This is a genomic window from Parachitinimonas caeni (assembly GCF_030129945.1).
In the GTDB taxonomy this organism is placed as follows: domain Bacteria; phylum Pseudomonadota; class Gammaproteobacteria; order Burkholderiales; family Chitinimonadaceae; genus Parachitinimonas; species Parachitinimonas caeni.
Genome location: NZ_JARRAF010000026.1, coordinates 36264 through 61580 on the forward strand (window position 1 = coordinate 36264; position 25317 = coordinate 61580).

Below are 25317 nucleotides of genomic sequence, written 5' to 3' on the forward strand. Positions count from 1 at the left end.
ATTGCGATGATGAAACACACCACATTGCTGATCCCCCTGCTACCTCTGCTCTGGTCGATGGTCCATGCCGAGACAGTCGTGGTCGTTGCTGCGAATTCGCCCCTGCCGGCCCTGACGGCTAACCAGGCCGCCGACATCTTTCTGGGCAAAGCCGGTACTTTTCCTGACGGGCGACAGGCCGTTCCGCTTGACCTGCCGGCAGATTCGGCCATTCGCCAGGACTTTTACCTCAAAGCCACCGGCAAGACGCCGCAACTGCTCAAGTCGTATTGGACCAAGCTGATTTTTACCGGTCAGGCAGAACCCCCGCGCGAAGTCAGCGATCCGGCAAAGCTCCGCAAACTGGTGGCCAGCAATCCGGGTTTTGTCGGATATATCGACCGGGGCGAGGTGGATGGCAGCGTCAAGATTGTCTTGACGCTGCGTTAGATTGCCGCGAAGCGATGGACCATACCCCGCTTTTCAAGTCAAACAGACGACGGCGCCTGCAGATGGTGCGGGTGATCGGGACTTTCTTGCTGGTTGCCTTGCTGGGGCTGGCTGTCATCTGGTTTGCGACCTGGCATGTGGTAGGTCTTGAGGAAACCAGCACGCGCGAAGCGGCAGCCCAGTCGAGTCGGGAATTGGCCGAAGCTTACGAGGCTCAGGTCATTCGCAACCTTGGAGCCATAGACCAGACCTTGAGGCTGGTGAAATACGCGCGGGAGCTACGTGGCCGTGCCTTCACTTTGAGTGATCTGAAACTCAAGGGTCTGCTCCCTCCCTCGCTGGTATTTGATGTAGGCATTGCAAGTAGCGATGGGACTTATCGCGACGAGGACAACCTGTCTCCTCATCCCAGCGCTGCCGGTAAACCCTGGCTGGAGAACCATCGCGCATTTGATGCCGGCAATATGTATATCAGCCGCGTTCAACCGGTAGCGGGCAGTGATACCTCGGTCATGATATTCAGCCGACGGCTGAACACCCCTTCGGGGGATTTCGATGGCATTGTGACCCTGGCAGTAGACCCCAGTTACTTCACCAGCAGCTACGACAAGAAGCGGATCGGTGAACAGGGAGTGATTGGCCTGCTTGGTCAGGACGGGGAATTCCGGGTCCGACGGGTTGCCGATGCGGTTGCCATTGGCCAACCGGTGAATTACCGGCAGGTAACGGGCTTGCAGAATGCGCAATATGCGTCGGGGGCGTTGCTGGTCAGCCCCTGGGATGGCCTGCGCCGCTATACCACCGCCCTCCCCTTGCCCAATAGCCCTTTGGCCGTGCTGGTAGGGCTCTCTGAAACCGAGCAGCTGAGTACCGTGATGCAACACCGGCACAGCTATTTCTGGCAAGCCGCGATTGCCAGCGCGGTTTTACTGATCGTTCTCGGGGTGCTGGCAGTTTTGTCCATCCGCCTTGGGAATAGCGAAATGCAGCGGCATCTGCTGCAAGAGACTTATCACGCGGCATCCGAAGCCAGTGTGGAAGCGTTTTATGTACTGGATGCCATCGAAGTTGACGGCAAAGTCACCGACTTCGTGATGCGAGACACCAATCGGCGTGGCTTTACGCTGTTCGGCACCCAGAAGGAATCGCTGATCGGCAAACGCCTGCTCGAACTGCTGCCCGAAGCCGCACAGGATGGCTTGCTATACGACCTGATTCGTGTGGTGGAAACCGGGCAGACCAATGAAAAAGAGTGGCGTAATCAGCATCCCGCCATCCGGGCCGAATGGCTCTACCGGGAAGTCGTACCCGTTAAAGGCGGAATCGTAGCCATTGTGCGCGACATCTCGGAGCGCAAGAAGCTGGAAATCCAGGTGCAATACCAGGCCACCCATGACACGCTGACCGGGCTGGCCAACCGGCACCTGCTAAACGACCGCTTGCAAACTGCCATCGCGGCGGCCGCCCGCCAACGACATGCCGTCTGGGTCGTATTCGTTGATCTGGATCGCTTCAAGCTGATCAACGACACCTTGGGCCATAAAGCGGGCGACCATGTTCTGACGGTCATTGCCGACAGGCTGACGGCAACGGTACGGGAGTCGGATACCGTGTCGCGTCTTGGCGGAGACGAATTCATGCTGATCCTCCCTGGCGCGCACGAGCGGGCGCTGTTCACTTCCTTATTGCAACGCATCATGGGGGTGATTTCCCAGCCCGTTGAAGTGGATGAGAAAGAATTCTTTCTCGGCTGCAGTCTGGGCGTCGCCATTTACCCTCAGGATGGCGACAACGCAGCCGAGCTGATCGAGCGTGCCGACATTGCCATGTATCAAGCCAAGGAAAGCGGCCGCAACAATATCCAGTTTTTCACGCAGGAGATGAATCAGCGCTTGCAAGAGCGCCTGCAAATCGAAAGCGCTCTGCGTCTGGCGATCGAGCAGCGGGAATTTCTGCTGCATTATCAGCCCAAGGTGGATTTGCGCACGGGCCGCATTGTGGGCGCAGAAGCCCTGATACGCTGGCAGCATCCTGAGATGGGCATGGTGTCCCCGGCCAAATTCATCAGCCTTGCAGAGGAATCCGGCCTGATTGTGCCCATCGGCAAATGGACCCTGCACGAAGCCTGTCGCCAGACCAAGGCGTGGATTGACGCGGGCCTCCCGCCCCTCAAAATGGCCGTCAACCTTTCCGCCCGGCAGTTCCGCGAGCCGGATCTGGTGCAGGTCATTGCGGACACCCTGCATCACAGTGGCTTACCCGCTGGATTGCTGGAAATCGAGTTGACCGAAGGCATGGTCATGACCGATGTCAATCATGTGATCAAGGTGCTGCACGAACTCAAGGCGCTGGGGTTAACCATTGCGATTGATGACTTCGGCACGGGCTATTCCAGCCTCTCCTACCTGCACAAATTCCCGATCGATGTATTGAAGGTGGATCAATCCTTTGTGCGCGATATTCAATCGCAGGAAGACCAGTCGTTGATTGTGCAGTCGGTCATTTCTTTGGCACACAGCCTCAAACTGCGCGCCATTGCCGAAGGCGTCGAAACCGAGGCGCAGCTTGGCTATCTACGGCACCACGGTTGCGATGAAATGCAGGGCTATTACTTCAGCAGACCCTTGCCGGCCGACGCTTTCCAGGCATTGTTGGCGTCGGGCAAGACCTTGACCCCTACCAGCACTTAGGTTCTGCTAACGACGCCATGCCACAGAAATCGACCCGGCCCGCAGGGTTTCGCCGGAAAACGATCTGCAAACCTTGCGTCCACAGAGCCTAAGCGCAATCCAGCAAGCACTGCGCTGTCTGGCTGGCGATATGGGCGCCGAGCGCAACACCCATGCCATTGCAGCCAAAGCCAATGACGGTTTGCGGGGCAATGGACTGGACGCGAGGGAGCTTATCCGCCGTAAAGCCCATGATGCCGGCCCAGCGGTGCGCAATGGTAAACGGCCTCTCCGGCAGAATGACTTGGGCCAGCAGGGTTTCCAGTGCTTGCTGAATGGCCGGCGTCGTATTCATGGCCGTTGTTTCTTCACCCGGGAAATCCAGATTACGGCCGCCCCCCAGCAATACCCGGTCACCGACATTGCGGAAGTAGTAATAGCCCTCATCGAGATGGTAAGTGCCTTTCCAGGGCAGGCCAGCAATCGGTTCTGTGACAATCACCTGCCCTCTTCCCGGCACGATGCCGCAATCAGGCAGCAATTCGCGACTGATGCCATTGGTGCAAAGTGCCACCCCACGCGCGACGAACGAAATGGCTTCGAGCCCGCCTCGCAGTTGCACTGCAACCTTGCCCTCGGCGGGCTCCAGCGCGGTCACCTCGGCACCATAAACGATTTCTATGGACTGACTACGGGCCAGCGCAGCCAGCGACTGCATGGCGCGGCCTGAATGAATCTGTCCCTCAAACGGGTTAGCCAGCAAAGCCTGCACGTTGCCAGAAAAGCCACAACGCTGACGTCCACCCGCCTCAACAGAGAAAACCGGCTGGCCAAACAAGGGCTTGAGCAGCTGATTGACGGCATCAAGCTGCTCCAGAGCTGGCAGCTGCGCGGCAAATAACAATTCATACCCGCCCAGCGGCTCATACCCCAGCGCCGCATCGCTCAGTCTGCCCCGCAGCTTTTGCAAGCCCAGCCAGCGTTGCTCGACCAGCTGCAGTGCCGCAGCATCCCCGAGCTTGCGAATATCCGACAAAATCTCGGTCAAGCTGCCAAAGCAGGCAAACCCGGCATTGCGCGAGGAAGCCCCCGCAGGCAACAGTCCGCGCTCCAGAACCACGATACGATCTTGCGGCCGCCGCTGGCGTAATTCCAACGCCGTCTGCAAGCCAACGATGCCGGCACCGACAACGATCCAATCAGTGCGGGTCAGTACATCCTGCTCCCAAAAACTCAACATGGTTTTGCCTCTGCAAGAAGAAGCAGCCTGTAAAACCGGCGCGCTACGCGGATCAGGCATCTCAGCCCCTTGGCACTGCCCTTCTACAAGCCACATCCAAAATGATGGGGGCCCAACATAGCGAACCGGGGCGATAGCGGCCAGCCGTTGTAATCGTTGCTAATCAAATTCAGGCGGGCGTCAGCGGGCGTGCCACAGCTCGGCAATCTGACTGGCGGCCTGCGCCATCTCGGCTTCGGTATTGAGCAGATCCGGGCAAATCCGTACCCCATTGCTGCGCGCATCAACATTGACGCCATGCGCCTTCAGCCGTGCCGCCATGGCGACCGCCTCGGGATGCGGCAGGCGCAGAAAGGCGCCAAACTCCTCCCCCATACCCACACAGTGAAGAGCGTGGTCGGCCAGATACTTTGCCATCATGCGTTTTTGCTGCAACGAATACTCCCGCAAGCGACCAACGCCGATTTCGGTGGTCAGTTCCAGGCCAGCACGGGCTTGCAGCCAGGGCAACACGGCAAAGGTGGATTCAAGAAAGGCATCGCCCCCCTCCGCAAATACAGGTGGATCAGGTCTTTGGTAGCTGAAGGGCGATTTTTTGGCGAACCACCCCGTATCGAGCGTGGTAAAGCCGCTGTCGATAACCCAGGGGGCGAGATACAACCAGCAGGCGCCCGGCCCGCCACGCAGATATTTGTAGCTGCCGGCTACGGCAAAATCGACGCCCAGCTCCATGACATCAAGCGGCACCACGCCATAGCTGTGGTAACAATCCAGAAAGACGAAAGCCCCGTAGTGATGCGCAGCGGCAATGACATCCGCCAGCCTGGGCAACAGCTGGCCGGTGGAAAAGAAAGCCTGGGACACCACCAGCAGGTCAACCCCCAGTTCGAGCGCTTCAACCAGCTTGTGCGGGTCGATCAGACCTTCGTCATCCGTATCCACCCACACCACTTCAGCCCGGCGTTTGACTTGATATTGTTTGAGAATAACGTCGAGCGAATCGAACTCCGCCCGGGTCGTGACCACCCTCGGCGGGTAATGGAAGCTATTGAGTACCGTGCGCAAACCCTGCCCGGCACTGGCTTTGGGCACGATACAGTCCGGGCGGGCGCCGACCAGCCTTGCCGTCATGCGCCGGAACAGCTCGAAAGCCTCCATCCAGTCTTCCCAGGCATCATCCATCCGGCCATACCAGGCATCCAGGCCACTGGCGACATCGGCAGCGGTCTGATCAAGCGGCCGCCCGAGGGAGTGGTTGGCCAGATAGATTTCGTGCCGCGCCAGCACCCGACTGAACAATGGGAAAACATGGCGCCGCAGGCTTTCTTCACACAGCGGGCCGTCGCCCAGCGCAGCAATGGCATTGGCGATATCTGTCATAACTCGGTCCTGACCTGAAAAAGTTCGGGAAAGAAGGTTAAATCAAGGGCTTTCTTCAGAAACCCTACGCCAGACGAGCCGCCTGTGCCAACCCGGAATCCAATGACACGCTCGACGGTTTTCATATGGCGGAAGCGCCAGAGCTGAAAGCCTTCTTCAATATCCACCAGTTTTTCACACATCTGGTAAGCATCCCAGTACTGATGCGGATTCAGGTAGATGGTCTTGAGCACTGGCAACAAGCCCGGATTGGCCTGATAGGGTTGCGACCAGTCACGTTCAACACACTCCGCCGGCACCCGCATGCCACGCCGCGACAACAGTCGCAGAAATTCATCCCATAAACTCGGCGCCTGGAGGTCTGCCAGAATCTGGGCATGCTGCACGGCGTCATGGCGGAAGACATTGGCCTGCTGCGCATTCTTGTTGCCCAGCAGAAATTCGAGGGTACGGTACTGAAACGACTGAAAGCCCGAGGAATTGCCCAGAACCGGCCGGAAAGCGAGGTATTCGGAAGGCGTCATCGTTTCCAGAACCGCCCACTGATCAAACAGCTGCTGCTGGATAAGCTTCACCCGGGCCAGGATCTTGAAGCAGGGTTCAAGATCATCCTGCTGAACCAGACGGATACCCGCGCGCAGCTCATGAATCATCAATTTCATCCACAGCTCGGAAGTCTGATGCTGGATGACAAACAGCAATTCATCATGATTGGGCGGATCTGACAGGGGCTGCTGTGCCGCTAACAGAATATCCAGCCGCAGATAGCCGCCATACGACATACGGTCCTGAAAATCCGTGACGATGCTGCTTTCGAGTTCTCGTTGATTGTTTGCCATGCCTCTATCCCGTCGTTCTGGGGCGCCGGGGTGCCAACGCCCATTCATTTGAATTGGAAATACGCCGAGCCCGGCGCCAGCTCGTGGCCTGCCACCCGTCCTCGGCTTTGGGAAGCCCGTATTGCTGCGGATTGTAAAGCCAGAGCGGGCAAGCGGGGCAAGCCATGCTGATCTCAAAAAGTCTGGTAATTCGCGAAACGGGATGATTTGGCCAGTAGCAACTACTTTTCCGTTACCAATTACGCATCCTTAGCGCGCTCCTTAGCCGAGCTATCAGCCGGCGATGCCGGAGTCAGGCGAGCCAGGATGGCTTCGAGCGTCTGCATGCCACTGCGGGCGCCTGCGAGTTCGCGTTCCAGCTGTTGACGGGCTTGGTCAGCCTCCCTCGCCAGCTGCTTGCTGGCCGCCAGATCCGCTTTCAATTGCTCATTGGCTTGGTTTAGCCATTCCGACTGCGCCTGGAGCGTTTGCAGTCTGGCTTCGCCTACTTTCAACTCGGCCTGGAGCTGGCTTTGCTGCTGCAGGGCAGCCTGTTGTTCCGCCACCTGCTTTTCTGTCTGTACCAGCAGCGCCCCCAGGCGGCTTAGGTCGCGGTTCATCTGTACGGCTTCTTCATTCTTGCGATTGAGCGCCTCGCGTAATTCACGCCCTTCCGCCTGCCATTGCTGGATTTGCTGTTCATGCCGCAGCAGATCCTGGTCGCGCTGTTCTTTGCTGGCTTGCCGGTAGTGCTCCAGCGCCTCGCGCGCATGCTGGTGCTTTTCTTCCAGCGATTGCCGATGCGATTCCAGCTCATTCAGGCGTTCCTGCATACCCAGCAGTTGCTGGGCCTGCTGTGCTTCGACCACGGCCTGCGCCTGTATTGCCCCGCGAGCTTCGGCATGAGCAGCTTGCTCCTGTGTCAGCTGCGTTTGCGTTTGCGCCAGCTGCTGCGCCAGCTGCGCGTTATCCTGTTTCCAGCGTGCAAGCTCAGCATCCAGCTGTTGCTTGCGCTGCTCGTATTCTTCCCGCAAGCGTTCCACACGCGCCGCTGCTTCCTCCTGCAGCCCTGCCGCCAAGCGTTCTACCAAGTCCAGCAATGCCTGGCTGATGGTGCGCTGCCTGTCTTCACTCCCCCGACCTTCTTCCTCTTCCAGCTCTTTCAGGTAGCGATGGATGGTGGTACGCGAGCCGGTATTCCCAAGCTCCACCCTGACCGCATCAATCGAAGGATTGCGCCCCAAGGCCAGTAGCGCATCGCGTGCCCGTTTAACTTCTGATTTGTAGACCCCTGCACGTGCCATTCCGAACTCCATTTCATACTGTGTTACGTATTATTTTATATCGTGATATGAAATAGTCAATTTTCAAGAGAAATTCTAATAGTTTAGACAGTGGATAATGGGTAATTATTCAGCCCAAACACCGCAAACCCATAGCAGACCTTTTAAAACGTGGCTGTCAGTATGAAATTGCTTAACCACACCCTCCCCTGCCGTCGTCTAAAACATAGGAAGCAGTAAAAAAGCTCCCACCGAATAAATAGTGCAGGTCATTCAAGTCATCAGCCACAGACGCCGCAGAGACCGAGCCACGCCTTTCAATGCGACCCGCTTAAATAGTTACTAACTATTAAATTTATAAAATCAGTTGATTTGATTAATTGAAGGATGCGCCGTAGCATGAGCTTCATTCCCCTACCTACCGGAAGGGGATTCACTCACTTTTTGGAGGAAGACATCATGAGCACCCCAAGCAAGTGCCCCTTTGCCTCACAGCATGGCGGCCGAACCACCGTTGGCATGCAGTCCAATCGCGACTGGTGGCCCAATCAGCTCAACCTGCGAATCCTGCACCAGCACTCGGCCAAGTCGAATCCATTAGGTGAACAATTCAACTATGCGGAAGCCTTCAAAAAGCTCGATCTGGCGGCGTTGAAGCAAGATCTGCATGCCTTGATGTCAGATTCCCAGGATTGGTGGCCTGCCGACTGGGGGCATTACGGAGGATTGTTCATCCGCATGGCCTGGCATAGCGCCGGGACCTACCGGATCTCTGATGGTCGAGGCGGTGCCGGCCAGGGCAACCAGCGTTTTGCGCCACTCAACAGCTGGCCGGATAACGTCAACCTCGACAAGGCACGCCGTCTGCTCTGGCCAATCAAGCAGAAATACGGCAACCAGATATCGTGGGCCGATCTGATGATCCTGACCGGCAACGTGGCACTGGAATCAATGGGCTTCAAAACTTTCGGTTTTGCGGGCGGGCGTGAAGATATTTGGGAGCCCGAGGAAGACATCTATTGGGGTCGCGAGTCGGAATGGCTGGGCGACAAACGGTATGGCGAAGGGCGTGAACTGGAAAATCCGCTGGCAGCCGTGCAGATGGGGCTGATTTACGTCAACCCGGAAGGTCCTAACGGCCAACCGGACGTTCTGGCTTCCGGCCGGGATATTCGCGAGACCTTCCGCCGCATGGCGATGGATGATGAAGAAACCGTAGCCCTGATTGCCGGCGGCCACACCTTCGGCAAATGCCACGGCGCCGGCGACGCCAAGCAGGTGGGCGCCGACCCGGAAGCGGCACCACTGGAGCAGATGGGCCTGGGCTGGCGGAACTCGCAAGGCAGCGGGCATGGCGGCGATACCATCAGCAGCGGCATCGAGGGCTCATGGACCCCGAATCCAACACGATGGGACAACGGCTATTTCGACATGCTGTTCGGCTACGACTGGAATCTGGTGAAGAGCCCGGCCGGCGCGTGGCAATGGGTGCCAGCCAATGTGGCGGATCAAGATCTTGCCCCCGCCGCACACGACCCCTCGAAAAAGGTCACCACCATCATGACCACGGCGGATCTAGCCCTGCGCATGGACCCGATCTACGGCCCGATTTCGCGTCGTTTCCATCAAGACCCGCAAGCGTTTGCCGATGCCTTTGCCCGCGCCTGGTTCAAACTCACCCATCGCGACCTTGGCCCGCGCGCACGCTATCTGGGCCCTGAAGTTCCGGCAGAAGTCCTGATCTGGCAAGACCCGCTACCACCTGTCGATCATCCGCTGGTTGATGCGCAGGATATTGCCGATCTGAAAGCCAAGCTGCTCAGCAGTGGCCTTGGTATTGCCGAGCTGGTCGCCACTGCCTGGGCATCGGCTTCGACTTTCCGTGGTTCCGATAAACGCGGCGGCGCCAATGGCGCCCGCGTCCGGCTCGCCCCGCAAAAGGATTGGGAGGCCAACCAGCCCGCACAGCTGGCCAAAGTGCTGGGGGTTCTGGAAGGCATCCAGTCGGCCTTCAACGCCGGGCCGAAAAAAGTTTCGCTGGCAGATCTGATCGTGCTCGGCGGCTGTGCCGCGATTGAACAGGCCGCCAAAGCGGGTGGCTACACCATCACCGTGCCGTTTACGCCCGGCCGCACCGATGCCACGGCAGAGCAAACCGATGCAGCCTCGTTTGCCGTGCTAGAACCCCGCGCCGATGGCTTCCGCAATTATCTGAAGGAGAATGGACTGCCCGCAGAGGAGTGCCTGCTCGACAAAGCGCAGCTTCTGACATTAACCGCACCAGAAATGACCGTCCTGGTGGGAGGCCTGCGCGCACTGAACGCCAACACCGGCCAATCCACGCATGGGATTCTGACCCGACAACCCGGCACCCTCAGCACAGATTTCTTTGTGAATCTGCTCGATATGAACACCGTATGGGTCGCAACAGGCGACGATCAGCAACAGTTTGAAGGTCGCGATCGCAAGACCGGCGCCATAAAGTGGACAGCCACCCGCGTCGATCTGGTATTCGGCTCCAACTCGCAACTACGCGCCCTGGCCGAGGTGTATGCGCAGGACGATGCCAAGGAGAAATTTGTGCAGGACTTCGTTGCCGCCTGGCACAAAGTCATGAACCTCGACCGTTTTGACCGGTAAAGACCACCAAGGCGGCTGATCAGCCACCCAGCCCGGGCGGAGCCAGGATCTTCCTCTCCGCCCGCATTTTTTGCCCCACTTCGCTCTGCCGCGCCAGATCATCGACCTACCACCACCCCGACTCAAGACCTGTCCATTTGGTTATTCACTCAAAAAGTTGGCAATTATGTCGAATCAATTAATTGTTTAATTTCAATAAATTACATACAACAATATTGAATTCCATATCAGCTTTGTGTCCCGCCTCGCAATCACGAGAAACGGTAATTTTCACCACGCTTTCTGGCCAATTTTCAATCGAAAGCACTAAACGATTTCGAAAATCCGCAGATACATTCCTATGAAGACACCCTAAAACGACAAACGTGGTGTCCAGACGAATTACTTAAACAAACAAAGCTTCGTCGCCTTTGGTCAGTGCCTTCTCTGTCCATCTTCATGGTGACGAAGCCGTTTGCGGCCTGCATCGGTAACACCCTGATTTCGGAAGCCACCCGTCAGCCAGTGCTGACAAGGTAGCGCTTCCCGGTCCCGTTCCGCCCTGCTGGCCGCGCTCTCGCGGAGAAATTGCATGGTTGCCATCGTCGCCGGACGTGATACAGGTTTATTTTCAGGTAGCGCCATCGCCCAGATCGGCGCCGGACAACAAAGTGGCGTACAGGGACGCAGCGGCGAAAGCGTTGCCGTCAACGTCACCAACGGTAATCTTGTCCTGCAACGGCAGGATGAACTGTTAAGCGGCCGGGGGCTGGATGCCACGCTGGTCCGCACCTACAACAGCCAGGCCAAATTTTCCGATGACAACAGCGACGCCTGGTGGCTGGCGGGATACCGTCGCCTGCAGAACCTGCAAGGCAATATCGGTGCCAACGGCAGCACAATTGAGCGGGTCACGGGCGATGGCAGCGTGCAACGCTTTACCTGCAGTGGTGGCGTCTACCGCAGCACCGATGGCGATGGCGCCCACGACACCCTCAGCTTTGGCAACGGCAGCTGGACCTGGACCGATGGCAGCAGCCAGGCTACCGAAACCTATAGCGCCTTTGGCAGTGTCTACCGCCTGGTTGCCAGCAACGACCTCAGCGGCAACCCCCTTACCTACAGCTATAACGGCGACCTGCTGAGCCGCATCAGCACAGCCAATGGCGAAGCCATCGAACTGACCTACAACGGTCGCAATCTGACCAGCGAGCGTGTCATCAAAGCAGATGGTAATGTCACCCGCACCTATTACGCTTACGACGAGCAGAACCGCCTGAAGCAGGTGACGGTCGATCTGAGTCCTGATGACAACACCACCACCGATGGCAAGATCTACCAGACCGTCTATCGCTATGACGGCAACAGCAATCGGTTGGCCGGCATTGAACAGACCGATGGCAGCAGGCTGAGCTTCACCTATGTGCAAGTGGCGGGTGAATACCGGCTGGAGACTGTCACCGATGCCTTGAGCCGCGTTACCCGCTTCAGCTACAACACAACCACCCGCACCACCACCGTATTCGACCCCTATAGCAACGCCACGCTCTACACCTACGACGGTGAGCAGCGCCTGCTATCGGTCACCGCCCCCACCACCAGTGCCGGCGCGCAGTCGGTCGGTTTCGAGTACGACGCCGCTGGCAATCTGTACCGCAGCACCGATGCGCAAGGGAATGTCGTCACCTACAGCTACGATGCGGCCGGCAACCAGACCAGTCAGCAGGACGCACTTGGCAACCGGATCGAACGCAGCTATGGCAGTGCCAACCAGCTGCTGACCGAAACCAGCTTCGCAGTACCCGACCCGGATGGCGTGGCCGGCGCGGCCACGGCCAGCCAGCCAATGACCACCCGCTTTGCCTACGACAGCCAGCTCAATCTGCGCTTTGTGGTGAGTGCCGAAGGTCGGGTCACTGAATACCGCTATAACGCCCAGGGCCAACGCACCAGCCAGATTGCCTACCTGGGCGGCCTCTATCCGCTAAGCGGACTCGGCAAGGATGCCGCTTTAACCGAAGCCCAGCTCCTTGCCTGGAGCAATGGCCAGAGCAAAGCCCAGACCAGCCGTGAAGATTATGGCTATTCCCTGCGCGGCCTGAACGACGTCACCACCCGCTACACGCAAGTGGACAGCAACGGCAATGGCGTGGCCGCCGGGGCCAGCATTACCCGCCAGACCTACGACACCGCCGGTCGCCTGCTGACCAGCGTCGATGCCAATACCAATCAGACCAGCTACAGCTACGATGGCCTGGGCCGTTTGCTCAGTACGACCGACGCCAATCAGAAGGCCACCCTGCACAGTTATGACGACGCCGGCCGCACTATCACCCACACCCTGGCCAACGCCCGTGTTGACACGGAAGTTTATGATGCTGCAGGCCAACTGATCAGCAAACTGACTGGCGGCCAGCTGCCCGTTCAGTACCGCTACGACAATGCGGGCCGTCTGGCCTGGAGCCAGGATGCCAATGGCACCCGCCAATACCGCTTGTATGACGAAGCGAACCGACTGGTGGGCGAAGTCGATGCCGGCACCTCGCAACTGACCGAGCACCTCTACAACCAGCGGGGCGAAAAAGTCCGCACCATTCGCTACCTCAACCCACTGTCGTACGAAGGGTTCGTGGCACTGACCAAACCTGATGGCAGCCCGGCCAATCCATCGCTGGACAAGCTGCGCCCCGCTGCCGATGCCGCACACGATCTGTCAGTCTGGTATCTGTATGACAAAGCCGGCCGGCAAACCAAGACCGTCGATGCCCAAGGCTATGTCAGCGAGACCCGCTACGATGGCGCCGGCCGCATTGTGGCCGAGATCCGCTATGCCACCCCGCAGGCCACCCTGCCAACGGCCACCAGCAAGGCTGAAGACATTCAGCCCTCGGCCACCGACAGCCGCGTCAGCCGCCGCTTTTACGATAACGATGGCAAGCTGGTTGGCACGCTGGATGCCGCCGGTTATCTGAACACCATCGACTATGACAAAGCCGGCCGCGCCTGGCATGCCGTGCGCTATGCCACGGCGGTCAATGCCACCCTGGCCGCCAGCAGCACCCTGGCGCAGCTGCAGCCTGCCGCCAATGCAGCTCAGGACCAGCACAGCTATACCTTCTACGATGGCCAGAACCGCGCCATCGGCACGCTGGATGCCGAGCGCTATCTGAGCGAAGTCCGCTACGACGCCGCTGGCAACAAGCTGAGCGAAACCCGCTATGCCACGCCGGTCGCCAGCAGTCTCAACCTCAGTGCCAGTTCCACACTCGACAGCCTGCGGCCTGCAGACAGCCCGCTGGATCACACCCAGAGCTTTACCTATACCAAGCTGCTGCAAGTCGAGACCACCACGGCCACCGACGGCACGGTCAGCCGCTTTACTTACGATGCCATGGGTCAGCGCACGCAGACGGTCATCGGGTCGAATGCTGGCAATGATGCCCGCTACAGCCTGACGCGCTACAACGCCTTGGGTCAGGTGATTGCGGAACTGAACGGCGAAGGCGCAGCCCTGGCCATCGCCGCCGCTACGCCTGCCGCTGCCGATACCCTCTGGGCAAAGTATGGCGTCAGCTATCAGTACGATGCGATTGGTCGCCGCACCCAGGCCATCAGCCGCAATCCGGTCGATGACAAGGAGGTGCGCACGCTGTTCTATTACGATGGCGGTGACAATCTGGTCTACACCGTCAACGCGCAGGGTGATGTCCTGATCAACTTCTACAGCCGCTTGGGGCAGCTCACCGACACCCGCAAACTGGTCAAGCGGGTGGCGGCCGATACCCTGGCTAAATGGCAAGGCGGGGATTTCAATACCATCAGCGCGCACATCGGCACTCTGACCGGCACCGATGATCTGGCCGAGCACTACGAATACAACGCACGCGGCGAAAAAGTGCTGACCCTGACCAGTGCCGGCGGGCGCGAGACCTTCAGCTACACGGCCTTCGGCGAACTCAAGGACAGCCTGAGTGCCCTGGGGGATAACCGCAACCGGCATGCCAGCTTTGTCTACGATGCCCGTGGCCTGCTGAAAGAGGCAACGGTCGATGGTACTGAGGCCAAAACCAGTCGCACCGAATACGACGCCTTCGGCCGCGTGGTACAGACCACCAGCGCCGGCAATGTGGTGCAACGCCAGCGTTACGACCGGCTCGGCCGGGTGGTAACCGTACAGGGCGCGCAGAACAGCAGCGCCACCTTCGATGCTTTCGGCCGGGTGCTGACCCAGACCGATGCCTACGGCCGCACCACTACCACGGTTTACGACGACAAGCTGCGCACCATCACCGTGACGACGCCGGAAGGCATCAAGACCGTCACCGAGAAAAATCGCTTTGGCGAGACCTTCAAGCTGACCGACGGGGAAGGCAATGTCAGCGAGTACGCCTATGACCGCAACGGCCGGCTGATTACCACCAAACGCCCGGTCAGCGCCGACGAATACCAGGAAACGACCCAGAGCTACGACGCCGCCGGCCGATTGACCGACACCGTGCTCAAGACCTATCGCAAGGCAGGCAATGCATTCCAGGTTGTCGATGCCAAAGGCGTGGTCACCCGCTTTGAGTACGACGCCGCCAACCGTGTGTTAGCCAAGCGTACCGACCCGGATGGGCTGAATCTGGCGACCCGCTATGCATTCGATGGCGTGGGTCGCACCATCCAGACCACCGACCCGGCCGGCACCGTGACGGTGACCGAATACGATGCCGGAGGGCGCGTCAAAGCGACGGTGATCGACCCCAAGACCACCGCCAATCCGAACGGCCTCAACCTGCGCACCGAGTACACCTACGACACGCAAGGCGCCGTACTGACAGTCATCGAAGGCGCTGGCAGCACCCAGCCGAAAACCACGCAATACATTTACGACGTGCAAGGTCGGCGCGAACAGGAAATCGTTGATCCGGCCGGGCTCAAGCTGACCACCACTTACCGCTACGACCGCGACGACCGGGTGATCAGCAAGACCGACGGCGAAGGCCGCATCACCCGCTTTGCCTACGACAACCGCGGTCTGCTGGTGATGGAGGTCAATCATCAGGGCGAAGTGGTCGAGTCGATCTACGACAACAGCAATCGCCTGATCGAGAAGCGGCAGTGGGCCAACCGGATGAGCGACGCCGCCACCCTGCCGGCCGTCCTGAAAAACACCGACCGCCGCAGCTTGCGTAACGACGCACTGGATAAACGCCAGCGCTTCATTTACGACAAGGATGGCCGCAATATCTTTGAAATCGGCCCCGACGGCCAGATTACCGAGCGGATCTATGACAAGCGCGGGCTGGTGGTGGGTGAGCGCCGTTACGCCAGCGCGGTGCTGGCCGACGTGCCGGCCATTCGCGATGCCAACGGTAATCTGACCCGCCTCAACGGCAGCGACTACGCCAACCTGCTGTACAGCCGCCTGCTCAATCGCCAACCGGATGCACCAAGCTTTGCCAACTACATGGAAAGCTTACGCAAACATCCTGAGCTGCGCGGACCGGGCTTGGCGCAGGATATTTTGAATGCCGGCGAATTTAAAACCGCCTGGGCGGGCTACAGCCTGCCGCTGGACGGCGCCGCCAACAACCGCAACTTCGTCATCTGGGCTTACCGCACCCTGCTGGGCCGGACTCAGGACCCCTCCGTCAGCGAAGTCGATGGCTGGATGGGTCTGCTGAGAACCGAAAACACTGCAAAGCGTGGTGAACTGGTCTGGGCCTTCCTGACGAGCGATGAGGCCATCGACAACAATATCGACAACGCCACCCAGCGCGAATGGACCTTCCTGCGTGACTACCGCAACGATGCCACCGACAGTGTGCTGAGCCGCGGCTACGACGCACTGGGCCGCGAGCAGACGCTCACCGTGAACGGTATTACCGTCGCGACCAATCGTTACGACGCCGCCGGCAATCTGTTCACGGTCACCAATGCCGCTAGCACCGCCAGCCGCTTCGAATACGATGCCGCCGGCCGCAAAACCCGTGAGACCGACGCCAAAGGCCAGGTCACCGAGTTTGTTTACGATGCCGCCAGCCGCATCAAGGAACGCCGGCAGTGGACGCTGGCGACGCAGGCTTTGGCAGGCGGCGTACTGCGCCGCGAAGCCGATGGCAGCTACACCTTCCACGGCCCGGAAGGCGAACAGATCAACTTCACCGCGCAGACCAGCTATCTCGATATCGCCCGTCGCAGCCCGGCCCTGGCCCGCGCCTGGCAAGCCAGCTATGGCTTCCGCATTGGCTACGCCATCGTTGCCCAACCCCAGGCCGCCCGCCACGCCAGCGAGCTGGCTGCCCTGTGGGCCAACAGCCAGCCCGGCCAGAGCATGGATTGGGCGCAGGGCAAGTGGGTGCGCAATCTGGACGACTCGGCCACCTACACCGATCCGCAAGGACAGGTCTTCCGCCTGACGCAAAGTATGAGCGTGGCGGAAATCGCCAGCCTCAGCCCCGCTATCGCCCAGCAATGGCAGCGCGACTACGGCCTGCAGCTGGCCTCTGATCAATCGGTACTGAATGCAGGCGATACCGCCCGTATGAATGCGGATTTCCAGGCTTATTTCAGCAAACCAGTCCATGACGCCAAGGAAGATCTGGTCACCGGCTACCTCTACGATGCAGCCGGCCGGCTCAAGACCCTGACCAACCCGGATGGCAGCAGCGAGAAGTACGAATACGACAGCATCGGTCGCAAGACTCAGCTGACCAATGTACGTGGCAGCGTCACTACCTATACCTTTGATGGTGCCGGCCGGCTGAACACAGAGACAAGCGCTGCCATACCGGTCATGACGGCCGCAGAGGCGCAGATCGGCTATCCGCAGCTGATCACCCGCTATGTCTACGACAAGGCCGGCAACCTGACCGAGCGCTGGGAAAACGATGGCGCCGGCGTAGCCGAGCAGAAGCGTGTCACCAAATTCTTCTATAACGCTGCGGGCCGCCAGTACGCGCTGGAGCAGCCTACCTTTGCCCGCGCCAATGGCACCCCCGCACTCGACAACGAAGGCTTGTACAACCTCGCCAGCCTGAATCTGGCCAGCCTGAGCACCAGCAAGGTGCCGCGTAGTGAAACCGCTTACGATGCCTTCGGCAACGCGGTGGCGCATCTGGATGAAGCAGGTAACTGGAGCTGCAAGTCTTACGACGGATCGGGCCGCGTCCGCTTTGAGGTCGATCCACTCGGCCAGGTCACCGAACATCGCTACGACATGTTCGGCAATCAGAAGGAGTTGATCCGCTACGGCGGCCGTATCAGCACACCGGCCAACGCCACCGGCTACACCACGGCCGAACTGGCCGCGAAGGTGGCGGGGCTGGATCAGAACGACAAGCGTGTCATGCGCTACGAATATGACCGCAACGGCCAACTCGTTAAAACCATCGAGCCGAAGGCGTATCAGTTCAACCAGTCCGGCACCGCAGAAGCCGGCAAGTTCGAACGCGAAACCCGTCAGGTCTATAACAAGCTCGGCCAGCTGGTAAAACAGTCGGTGACCCTTGATGCGACCCAGACTGCCGACACGTATTTCTACTACGACGCCCTCGGCCGCAAGGTCGGACAGGTGGATGCCGGCGGTTATCTGAGCACCTGGAACTATGACGAGCGCGGCAATGCCTTCGTCGATGTGCAATACAGCGCCGCCTTGCGTGCCGGCAGCTACAACGCCGACAGCAAGCTGGCCGACCTGATCGAGCAGGTAGCCAATCGTAGCGACAAGGGGAGCAGCAGCGCCCGTGTGCATCGGCAGGTCTACGACCGGATGAACCGGGCGATTGCCGATGTACAGGTCAATGCCCACGCCGGCATGGGGGTACGTGGCGATCTCACCACATTCAACCGGTATGACGCCGCCGGCAACCTGATCGTCCTGACTGATGCCCGTGGCAATAGCCACTATCGCTACTACGATGCCTTGGGCCGTCTGGCACTGGAGCTGAACGCAACGGGCGACCTGAATGGCGAGCTGCAGTACACCGCCATCGGCCACAGCTATAACGCCTTCGGCAACGAAGTACGCACCCTACGCTATGGCGAAACCCTGGCCCGCTCACGTCTGGGCGCTTCACCAGAAGCACTGTCACCGAACAGCGTCTTCGATATGTTCTCCAAGACGCTCGTTCACAAAGTCGAAACCCGCCGTTTTGACGCCGCAGGCCATCAGATCGAATACCGGCTCGATGCAGAAGGTATTCAAGGTGGCAGCATCCGCCAGAGCTGGCTGTACGATGCCCAAGGCCGTGCCGTACTCGAATGGACCGCTAACCAGAACGCCGACGGCGCCCAGAACAACACCGTGCGCAGCTTTGTGTTTGATGCGGCCGGCCGGCAAACGGCCACCATCGAGCGGCTGGGCGGGGTCGGCACGGCTACCCGTCTGGTAACCACTTCGGTGGACTACAACAGCTATGGCGACATTACCCGCCGCGCCATCAACAACGAGACCCAGTCGCTATACCGTTACGACGAAGCCGGCCGCATCTGGGCCCGCTATGAAAAAGGCAGCTGGAGCGCCAGTTTCTACAACCGCGCCGGCCAGGAAACCGCCCGCCTGGTGAGCCCGGTTGAAGGTGCCATCGCCAATGCCGCCAGCGCCGAAGCGCTGGGGCTGAATGTCGTGGCAGATTCGAGCGGCCGTCGCATCATCAACGCCAGCCCCGTCTGGCGCCGCAGCTACACCGACTACAACGCGCTGGGCCAGGTCACCCGCCAGATCGACCCGACCTTCAACACCTCGGTGGGCGGATTATTCTATGCGCCGGATACAAAGACCCAGCTCAGACCAGCAAGCGGAGATATCAAAACTGCGCCAATCATGGTGCCGAAAACGGGCGGCAATATCAGCGGGCCGGAAGGAGAAGTACAAAAGGGCACCAGGATTACCCTTTTGCCACGCTGGCTATCCGTGGCCGGTGTGACCGGCCTCACGGGTAAGCTGACCATCGAGACCAGCTTCACACTGAATGGGGTCGCCCGAACCATCAGTAAGGAAGCCGACCTGAATAGCACTGCGGTCTACCCAGACGATATTGAAGACCCTGCCAATGCGGTGCAGATTTCAGAACCGGTTGTTCGCGTCTATGGCACAGTCAATGGCAGCCGCCAGTTACTGCGCGATAGCACCCAGGCACCCATCGCCTTACTGAGTCTGCCCCGGCAGACCCCCGATTCCGCCGTCAGCTGGGTGCGGGTACGCCAGCCGGATAACAGCTGGAAAGTTTTTGCGCCGGATACTTCGCTCGATGGTGACTTCAACCGCCAGGAGATCGACAAGCTATTGGGCGGCAGCGCCGGCCCACGCGAAGTCGAAATCATCAAGATGATGCCGGGCATCGGCCTGACCGCCGACATGGACAGCATCGCGCTGGCCAAGCACGCCGTCGGCTACGCCCGCTTCAATCTGTCACGCGTCAATGGTCAGACCCAGCTCGCGCTGACTGGCGATGGCCTGATCACCGCCACCACCGCCGAGCGCTTTATGGAGCAGGACCGCTGGGGCAATCGCGTCAGTCTGACCGATAGCCAGCGCAATACCAGCCGCTGGCTCTACAACAGCTTCAATCAGGTGACCAACGAATACGGCGCCATCACCGCCCGCGTCAACGAGCGAGGCCAGCTGCGGCAGGCCGTGCTGCTCAACCAGGCACGTTACGACCTGTTCGGACAAGTGCAGGAACAACGTGACGGCGAAGGCCATATCACCGTATTCGACTACGACCGCGTCGGCCACAACACGGCGCAGTGGCATCGCATTACCGACCAGACCACGCTCAGCGCAGACGACATCAGCGCACTCAATAGCCGCAACGGCGCGACCGGCCAGTATTCCCTCGATAGCGCCCGCAGTTACGACGGCTTCGGCCGTCTGAGCGAAGAACAGGCCGATACGGCTGTCGCCAAAAACGTCTATCGCTACAACGTGGCCGATCAGCTGATCCAGATTCGCCGTACCGGCGATGTTTCCCAACTGTCAAAGGAAGCCGATTCCACTAACGTATCCACCAAAACGGGCACCCAAATTACCCAAGTTACCGAGCTCACCGACTACCGCTACGACAGCCGTGGTCAGCGGGTTCTCGAAGCCCGCTACCGTGAAAATCTGGCCACCAGCCAGCTGCAGACCCGTCAGGACTTCGACAGCCAGGGCCATGTCATCGCCAGCCAGCAGCTTGAACTGCAGAACGGTCAGATCAGCAACCGAGGCACCCGTCATGTCAGCGGTTACGATGTCTTTGGCAACAAGGTTTCGGAAAAGAACCTCTGGTGGAATGCCGCTGGCCAGGAAAACACCGCCGATGCCAAAACCTGGGGCTACGACGCCACCGGGTTGCTGAAGAGCCATAGCGATCTGAGCAATAACGTCTACACCTACACCTACAACGCGGCCGGCCAGCAGGCCAGCCAGCGCATGACGCTGAGCGGCCAGAACGCCCGCAACGAAGAAACCACCGGTCTGCAGTACCGCACGGGCCGCATTGATCGCAGTTTTGCTTACGACGAAGCCGGCCACCTCATCAGCACTCGCGAGAGCCGTACCGCCAACGTCGCCGACTGGGTGAACGGTCAGACCGTGATCCGCGATCAGATCACCAATCTGGGCGATGCCACGCGACGTTACGACAGCGAAGGCCGCGTGGTAATGGAGCAGCAGGATCGTGGCAACCTCTACTGGGTGCAGGCCACCGCCTACGACAACGCCGGCCGGCTGGAACGCGTCGCCGCCAACGGCGTGGCCATGACCTACTACTACGACGGTGCCGGCAACCGTCGTGCCGTGCTGGGGGCCAGCATGGAGACAGCCGGCACCCGTTGGGTGGGCTACAGCAACTGGTATCGCTACGACGACCGCAACCGCGTCGCCATCAGCCAGGGCATGCTGGTAGGCGAAGGTATCGTGGTTGCCCGCCGCTCACACTTCCTGCTGCAGCGGCCGGAAACCACTGTCGCCAACAATATGCCGAACTTTGCGGGGGCTTCCATCGCCATCCCGCCCGACCAGCAGGCCTACGACCTCAACAATAGCGGCACCAGCCTGCGTTACCGTGGCAGCGGCACGTTGCGAAGCGAAGTCACCACCAAGGAAAAGCGCCTCACCAATACGGACATCAATGAATACACCGTTGGCGACAAGCTCGCTTACGATGACTTTGGCCGCGTCACGGCTTTCCGCCACAACAGCAATATGGCCGCCAATGCCAGCGATAGTGCCTATCTCAACCAAAGCCGGCGTCAGTACGACTATGCGGGCAGGGTCGGCGTCGAGGAAACCTTCAAGGAAGATGGCGCCTTCGATCAACGCCGATTCAATAATTACGATGCCGACGGTCGCCTGGTCCGCCAGCAATCCGTCAACCAACGCCAGATCTACGACAATCGCAATCGCTGGGTTAATGGCGAAATCCCTGAAACCGGCGGTAGCGCACCGACCAAAATTCAGGAAAACGTCATCACCAGCGTCAACTACACCTACACCGGTGAAACGCTGAAGTCGTATGGGGTGAAGGACGAAAAATCCGGCCAGACCACGACCTATGACTACGCCTATGCGGGTTTCGAGAGCTGGAAGGAAGTCAGCCAGACCGCCAAGACACAGTTCTCCAATGGGCAAAACAGCGTAGGCGAAACCACCACCTCGCTCGACGACTACGGCAACGCCCTGAAGATCCGCGACACCCAAAGCCCGAGTGGTGACCGTGTGATGAAGTACGACATCGATGGCCGCCTGCTGGAAAAACGCCGGGGTTCAGATGCCCGAGCCCAGCGTTTTGCCTACGCCGGCGGCAATATCATCGGCAGCACGGCCGGCACCGATGCCGGCCAGGGCAGCGACTTCGACTACAACTACACCGCCCTGTCGGCCAAGGCTCTGCCAACCACCACCCAGAGCAATTACGTCGTCAACACTGGTGATACTTTGCAGAAGATTGCACTGGCCACCTGGGGCGATGCCAACCTGTGGTATCTGGTCGCCGACGCCAACGGCATCAAACCGACCGACACCCTGAAACCGGGCAGCACGCTGAAGATTCCGAGCACCGTCACCGCCGCCAACCGCTCGGACACCTTCAAGCCCTACAACGCCCAGAAACTGATCGGCGACACCACGCCGAACATTCCACCACCACCGCCACTGCCACAGAAAGACCAGTGTGGCCTGGCGCAGGTCATGATGATCGCCGTTGCCATCGTGGTCACGGTTTACACGGCAGGGGCTGTTGCCAGCGCACTGGGCGCCAGCGTAGGTGGCGCGGTGGGTACCACTGCAGCCATTGGTAGCGCCTCAATTGCAGCGGGAACAACTGCTGCGGTAACCGCCGCAAGCGTTGGCACCATGGCCACCGGCGCAGCCGTGCTCGGTGGCACCTTTGGTGCGACCGGCCTTGTAGCCGCTGCCGTTGGCGGGGCGGTCGGCAGCGTTGCCAGCCAGGCGCTCGGCGTCGCCTTGGGGGTGCAGGACAGCATCAGCTGGAAGGGGGTTGCCACGTCAGCACTCGGTGCGGGCCTCACCGCCGGCATCGGCAGCAGCGGCCTGGGGGACGCGATCAAAGGCTTGGGCTATGGCAAAACCGCCACCACGGCGCTCACCGCCGCCGCCAGCTCTGCCATCACCCAGGGGGTGATGTCGATGGCAGATATGGGTAGTTTCAGCTGGCGCAACGTGGCCGCTGCAGCAATTGCCGCACCGATTACCGAGGCCATCAGCGACCATATCTTTGGTACCGTAGACACCAAAACCGGCAGAGTCACCAAAAATGGCGCCGAATGGGCGCGCGGTAGCAACTTCATGGCCAACGTCGCCAACAACTTCGCCGGAGGCGTCGTCAACCGCGCCGCGCAAATCCTGGTTCACGGCGAAGGCAAACTCAACGTTGCCAGCATCGCCGCCAATGCGTTTGGCGATGCGCTGGGGAATAGTATTGCGGGGAGGAGTAGAGAGGCACTATACGAATCGCGAGACAATAGGCACATATTGTTCAACGCCGCAGCAACCAAGGCTACCAATCTCAAAAATCGCGACGGCGTTGAGGTATACGACCCAAATACCGGGCTCGTTCAGTCTTATAAGTTAACTACCGGCTCGACTCAGATGCCGGCTCACTCCACAGACCAATCAGATGAGGCTGCATTTATCTGGGAGCCCAAGGAAAGCTATCCAATGGACTTTCTGGAAGACAGCGTCGCAGGGTTTGGTGGTCGCAGCAAAGGCCCACAAAATAGCTCCCCTAAAAAGCCACTGACGAATGATGCCCCCAACTTCGCATTCAGCGATGGGCGGGATGCACGCGACATCCAAGCGGGCTTCATGTATCAGGCGCGGATGAAAACAATGCTGAGTAGAATTCAGCAACAAAGAGAAAACGAAGCAAGCCTCCCCCAAATGATGGCATCACCGCCACCGACGGAGGTCAACCCTTGGTATAAAGGTTGGTCGTCTTTCCTTGGACTGGTTAACGACAGTTTTGGAATGGCTCAAGGCGCGGCGGTTACGGTAGCGGGAACTACTTTGTTCTTAGCACCAGAACCAACCACATTGAGTAAATGGGGAGGGGCTGCAATGGTTGCCTATGGAGCTCCCTTTGCTACTAAAAGCGCAGGTGGATTCCTCTTAAATTGTCATAACCTCCTGACTGCTTTAAGTGGCTCAAAACTCGAGACGGATTATTTACCCGGTAGTGTCTTAGAAGTTGTAGCGCAGCGATATTGGGGCACCCCAGAAAGTCAGCGTGTCGCCGTAGCTGCGGACTTGGCTTGGGGGCTCCCGATGGGGCGTGCTTTCACCGCAACGCAAGTTCCCATCAGAGCGACTTTAAACCCTCGCGTCGCTGCGCTATTTCAGCCTAGATACATTTACACTACCGCTGAACAGCAATTAATTACTCAAACATCTGGAGCATGGAGCACAATCAGCAAAATCGAGAAGCCTGCCGTAACGATGGACGTCCTCAATAAGAAATATGAAAATATTCTCCTGCCTGTTTATGACCAGATGAAGAAAAGCCAAAATGAGTCACAGTAATTTGCCACCACAATCAAAAGTCCTCAGGCGCATTGCTATTTTAAGCTCGTGGCTGTTTATCGCCCCCCTCGCCCTCGCCGCAGTGGATTGTGATAGCGCCTATCAAGACCGTCTCAAGTCTGACTTGAAACTGTCTTATCAGGCATTTGATCAGACCATGAAGGGTGGGTTTCGGGCCTTGGATGAGCTGGGGTGTACCAAGGCGGCGGGGGATTTGATTGAGGCTTACATCCAGGTCAACAACGCCAATCAATCATCCCTGCGCTGGCATATTGCTCAATTGCGCGCCAAGGAGGGGCGCGCTGAGGAGGCAATCAAATATGCGAAAACGGTTTTAAGTAAGTCGGAAGATTTTTCCAAAGACCCTTTGCGCTGGAATGATTATGTATTGGCCACCATCGCCTTTTTGGAACGCGACAAGGAAAAACTGGTTTTGCATCGAAATAAAGTAGCCGAAGGCAAGGAAGCCTACTTTGGCAATGCCTTGAATTTGAAGCTACTCGATGCACTGATCAAGCATTTTGATAAAAACTACGAATATGCAAGCCGTCATATTGAATCGTAGCTTTATTAAATAGCCTGGAATAAGTAGTATTTTCTGTTCAGCCCACACACCATCGGTAACCGTCCGACCATCCCACCTTGCGGCTGGGTTTCGAATCAGGTAGCGGTGGTTGGATTGATGGGTAGCAACTCATCAATCCGGCTATAGGGCCAGGTTGGAAGGCGTTCGAGGGTGGTGGTCAGCCAAGCCAGGGGTTCGAGGCCGTTGAGCTTGGCGGTGGCCAGCAGACTTTGAATGGCTGCGGCGCGGCGGCCAGCGCGTTCGGAGCCTGTGAACAGCCAGTTCTTGCGCCCCAGGGCAATC

The 25317-nt window shown here is 59.0% G+C and carries 10 protein-coding genes; 5 read left to right on the plus strand and 5 right to left on the minus strand.

The window, feature by feature from the left end:
* Positions 1–6 precede the first annotated feature (6 nt).
* Together PZA18_RS17755 and PZA18_RS17760 are read left to right on the plus strand one after the other, a co-directional pair.
* Entirely contained in the window at positions 7–429 is a 423-nt protein-coding gene (locus PZA18_RS17755) for a type 2 periplasmic-binding domain-containing protein (protein WP_284102217.1), read from the plus strand.
* A gap of 14 nt (positions 430–443) precedes the next feature.
* A complete protein-coding gene (locus PZA18_RS17760) occupies positions 444–3119 on the plus strand; it encodes a bifunctional diguanylate cyclase/phosphodiesterase (RefSeq protein ID WP_284102218.1) in 2676 nt (891 codons plus the stop codon).
* A gap of 88 nt (positions 3120–3207) precedes the next feature.
* Here the strand turns inward: PZA18_RS17760 and PZA18_RS17765 are convergent, their stop codons facing one another.
* The 4 genes from PZA18_RS17765 to PZA18_RS17780 all read right to left on the minus strand — a co-directional run bounded on the left by PZA18_RS17765 (position 3208) and on the right by PZA18_RS17780 (position 7840).
* Entirely contained in the window at positions 3208–4338 is a 1131-nt protein-coding gene (locus PZA18_RS17765) for an NAD(P)/FAD-dependent oxidoreductase (protein WP_284102219.1), read from the minus strand.
* Between the two features lie 180 nt (positions 4339–4518).
* Entirely contained in the window at positions 4519–5718 is a 1200-nt protein-coding gene (locus PZA18_RS17770; protein WP_284102220.1) for an aminotransferase class V-fold PLP-dependent enzyme, read from the minus strand.
* Entirely contained in the window at positions 5715–6557 is an 843-nt protein-coding gene (locus tag PZA18_RS17775; protein ID WP_284102221.1) for a tryptophan 2,3-dioxygenase, read from the minus strand. The genes PZA18_RS17770 and PZA18_RS17775 overlap by 4 nt, the downstream gene beginning before the upstream one ends.
* A 239-nt stretch (positions 6558–6796) precedes the next feature.
* A complete protein-coding gene (locus tag PZA18_RS17780) occupies positions 6797–7840 on the minus strand; it encodes a DNA-binding protein (protein WP_284102222.1) in 1044 nt (347 codons plus the stop codon).
* Between the two features lie 438 nt (positions 7841–8278).
* Here PZA18_RS17780 and katG point away from each other — a divergent pair, with 438 nt between their 5' ends.
* The 3 genes from katG (at position 8279) to PZA18_RS17795 (ending at position 25014) form a co-directional block, all read left to right on the plus strand.
* Positions 8279–10459: a catalase/peroxidase HPI gene (gene katG, locus PZA18_RS17785; protein WP_284102223.1), complete on the plus strand. Its 2181-nt coding sequence runs from the start codon at positions 8279–8281 to the stop codon at positions 10457–10459.
* Positions 10460–11030: 571 nt separating this feature from the next.
* A complete protein-coding gene (locus PZA18_RS17790; protein WP_284102224.1) occupies positions 11031–24449 on the plus strand; it encodes a LysM peptidoglycan-binding domain-containing protein in 13419 nt (4472 codons plus the stop codon).
* Entirely contained in the window at positions 24436–25014 is a 579-nt protein-coding gene (locus PZA18_RS17795; RefSeq protein WP_284102225.1) for a hypothetical protein, read from the plus strand. The genes PZA18_RS17790 and PZA18_RS17795 overlap by 14 nt, the downstream gene beginning before the upstream one ends.
* A gap of 95 nt (positions 25015–25109) precedes the next feature.
* Here PZA18_RS17795 and PZA18_RS17800 read toward each other — a convergent pair.
* On the minus strand, positions 25110–25317 hold a 208-nt coding region (locus PZA18_RS17800), incomplete at its 5' end, for a transposase domain-containing protein (RefSeq protein WP_284102226.1).